Source organism: Zunongwangia pacifica (assembly GCF_023499215.1).
Lineage (GTDB): Bacteria > Bacteroidota > Bacteroidia > Flavobacteriales > Flavobacteriaceae > Zunongwangia > Zunongwangia pacifica.
Genome location: NZ_JAKHSK010000078.1, coordinates 1 through 3,498 on the forward strand (window position 1 = coordinate 1; position 3,498 = coordinate 3,498).

Below are 3,498 nucleotides of genomic sequence, written 5' to 3' on the forward strand. Positions count from 1 at the left end.
TTACTGATGTTTTAGAGAATAAAAGACGCTTCCGCGGCCTAACGGTTATTGATGATTATAACCGGGAAGCATTACATATAGAAATTGATTTTTCATTGCCCAGCAAGCGTGTCATTTGGGTATTAAACCATTTAATTAATCGCAGGGGAAAACCTCAAAAAATAAGGATGGATAATGGTCCTGAATTTGTAGCTAAGATCGCATCGGAGTGGGGTCAGATGCAAGGCATCATTTTTCAGTATATCCAACCCGGAAAGCCGACACAAAATGCATTTATTGAACGCTTTAATGGAAGTTACCGAAGAGGAGTACTCAATAAGTATATCTTTGAAGATCTAAACCAAGTCAGGGAACAAACCCAAACTTGGATGGAAGATTATAATAACGTCCGGCCACATGATGCCTTAGGAAAAATGGCACCTGTAGCCTATGCAGAATTTCATAGTTCTGGCGGTACCGCCAGAACTATGAAAAACAGTAATTTTAGACAATCAGGCAGTTCTAATTAGGGGAAGCTTACAATATTATTCAGTTGTTTTTCGTTGCGATAGTCACTAAGGCGGGTTTATGATAAAGGCTTGAATTAAAAAATCCAGTTTAAGGTACTGGATAAACCTTTTAAAGACTATAACATCTCTAATACGGTATTGAATAGCTTTTGATCTAACTGCTTTTGCCTTTGAAAACTTTTTTTAAGCGTTGTATGCAATACACGGTTGAATGCATTATAGCCCAGCCAAAGATTAGGCGCTTCGTCAAGCAACAAAGATTCCTGATCTATAATTTCGAGTACTTCTCTGGACTTTTTAGAAGGTGACGGATTTTTATCGCTACACTCATATTTAAACAAGTTTATCTGTTTTAAAATATCCATTACGAATTGCTTAGTATCCAGAAGTTTTACGGTCTGAAGTTTGCAAAAATTTGTAATAATACTATAGTACTCATTCTCTAAAAACTTTTCAAAAAGATCACTCAGTTTTGGCATGACCAGCTCTGTATTATTTCGGGTATGTCTAACGGAAAAGGCCACAGAAGTATCAGCCACATGTAATCCCTTAGCGCATACTTTTAGATAAAAACCAAAATGTCCGGTTGTTTTCTCACTTCCATCGTAAGAATTTGTAAATCTAAGCATGGGCAAAATTTGATCTTTATTGTTTTTAACCTCAAAATAGTTTTTATTTTCGATGATAAGATCGAGAACAAATGATCGATCATTACGGTTAATACTCCGCCTTTGAAAGCTCAAACCAGCTTCAATCAGCATATTTTCAGCTTTTTCGAAAAACAAGCGATTTGATAAATGTCCATAACTTTTGGAGACTACATTAACGATCTTTCCATTACTTAGAATAGCATTCTCAAGACCTTTTCGTGACGGATAACCGGTTAGCAGATCAAGGGCTACCATCTCATTCGGTAAGTAAAGGTCGTCTTGTTGAAGATTAGATAAATACATAATATGTGAATTTAGTTAAACAATAATTTTAACCTCATCACAAACGGAAGACAAAATTCCCCTCCAGAAGGAAACGGAATAAAAGCGAGGAATCGAGCGGTTTATGCCGTAGTAACCTCCAAAACAAGGATTTGGGTCATTAATTTAATAACTTTGGTGTACGAGCTTCGGGCAGTCAAGACCTAAAAGAAATTGGTGTTTACAAACCCTTGCCGTAGTCTGGTCCCGCCTGTTGTAGGTTTTTTATTGGTGATGCCCAGCAATCCCTTATAGAAGATTACAGACGTATTAAATGGGCGGGCCCGAAGCTCTTTTGTTTAACTTAAAATAGTCTTGAGATGGCAAAGAGAAAAAAAGAAACGGTTGAAATGGCCTTGTTGAACCCAAATGCGGCGGGTATTGACGTAGGCAGCACAGAACATTGGGTGGCCATTCCGGAAGGTAGGGACTCTGAAAAAACAAGGCGATTCACGGCCTTCACCTGCGACCTGCATCAGATAGCAAGGTGGCTCAAAAAATGTGGTATTACAACAATCGCTATGGAATCAACGGGCACTTATTGGCTCAATCTCTTCCTTTTGCTAGAAGACTACGGTTTTGAAGTATTCCTTGTCAATGCAAGAAACGTTAAAAACGTAAGTGGCAGAAAAACGGACATGAGTGATGCGGAATGGATTCAGAAGCTACATAGCTGTGGTCTTTTGTCGAACAGTTTTCAACCAGACCATTACACAAGGGAACTGCGTACCTATACAAGGCACCGACAAAACCTGATCCGTCAAGCTAGCCGCTATCTCCAGCATATGCAGAAGTCCATGGAACAGATGAACCTAAAGCTGCACAAAGTGATAAGGGACCTGGCCGGAAAAACAGGTATGTTAATCATAAGCGCAATCCTAAATGGGGAACGGGATACGGCAATCCTCTCTGAGCTTAGGGACAGATGTATTAGGGCAAGTAAGGAAACCATTATGAAGTCTCTGGAAGGAACTTGGCGGGAAGAATACCTGTTCACACTCCAACAGGCATACGATGCCTATCGTTTCGTGCATGAACAGATACGACAATGTGATGAAAAAATAGAGAGAGCATTAAGAGAAAGGGAGCCAGTGGCAATTTTGCATAAACAGAAATTTGAACCAGCTAAAAAAAGTAAAAGAAAAAACAGGAACACTCCAAAATTCGATGTTGACGGTTATTTAAAAACTCAATTGGGTGTGGATATTACGCAAATTGATGGTATTGATAGCCTGAGTGGACTGAACATCTTAGGTGAGATAGGAACTGATTTCAATAAATGGCCTACCAGGAAGCAGTTTCTCTCTTGGCTGAACCTTGTGCCCAACAACAAACAATCGGGCGGAAAGTTGATCAGTAGTCATCTGATGAACAAAAAGAATACCGCTGGACATATTTTCCGAAAATGCGGTAGCTGCCTTTGGAAGAGCAAGGGGCCTTTGGGCGACTATTACCGCATACAGAGAGCAAAAAATGGTGGTAAGGCGGCTGCTATTGCGACTGGGAACAAGCTGGCATCAATAGTATATACAATGGTAAAACAACAAGTTGAATACGATGAATCCATTTTGGTGAAAATGAAAAGAAACAGCCAGGAAAAGAGGCTTAGCAACTTAAAGAAAAAGGTTGCCATCATTCAAAAAGAACTTGAAGAAGTAGCTTGATTTATAGATGCTTGGGATAGAGTTATATAGAAGTCTTATGGAAATGGATATTTTGCGGGTTTAGCTTTGGTTTAAACTATTGATTATTAAACTCACTAACTGCACTATATTATTGGATTTCGAGAGGTACGATTAAATTACAAAAGTCTTACTCAGTTTTAGTTATAAGTTCGAATTAGCCAGAAAATAAGCCAAATATAAAAGCTCGCAAATTTCATAAGCGAGCCTTAAATGACACTATCCCGTAAAGTGTGTAAGTTTTAAATAAAGGGGTTTGATTTTATAACTTAAAGTTGAACCCTTTCTTCATATATGGTCAAGAACTGATTGAGGATAATCCCCCATTTTCTAACA

The 3,498-nt window shown here is 38.7% G+C and carries 3 protein-coding genes; 2 read left to right on the plus strand and 1 reads right to left on the minus strand.

Going from position 1 to position 3,498, the window contains the following annotated elements; translation table 11 throughout:
* Nucleotides 1–509, plus strand: a 509-nt coding sequence (locus L1967_RS22010) for an integrase core domain-containing protein (RefSeq protein ID WP_249603644.1), incomplete at its 5' end; no start/stop codon positions are given.
* Between the two features lie 116 nt (nucleotides 510–625).
* Here the strand turns inward: L1967_RS22010 and L1967_RS22015 are convergent.
* Entirely contained in the window at nucleotides 626–1,462 is an 837-nt protein-coding gene (locus L1967_RS22015; protein ID WP_249603645.1) for a DUF932 domain-containing protein, read from the minus strand.
* Nucleotides 1,463–1,800: 338 nt separating this feature from the next.
* On the opposite strand from L1967_RS22015, the gene L1967_RS22020 reads away from it, so the two are divergent.
* A complete protein-coding gene (locus L1967_RS22020; RefSeq protein ID WP_249603646.1) occupies nucleotides 1,801–3,144 on the plus strand; it encodes an IS110 family RNA-guided transposase in 1,344 nt (447 codons plus the stop codon).
* The last annotated feature ends 354 nt before the right edge of the window (nucleotides 3,145–3,498 follow it).

Excerpts from the sequence above, each read along its gene's own strand:
- L1967_RS22015 (WP_249603645.1), bottom strand. The coding sequence starts at position 1,462 with ATGTATTTATCTAATCTTCAACAAGACGACCTTTACTTACCGAATGAG.
- L1967_RS22020 (WP_249603646.1), top strand. The coding sequence starts at position 1,801 with ATGGCAAAGAGAAAAAAAGAAACGGTTGAAATGGCCTTGTTGAACCCA.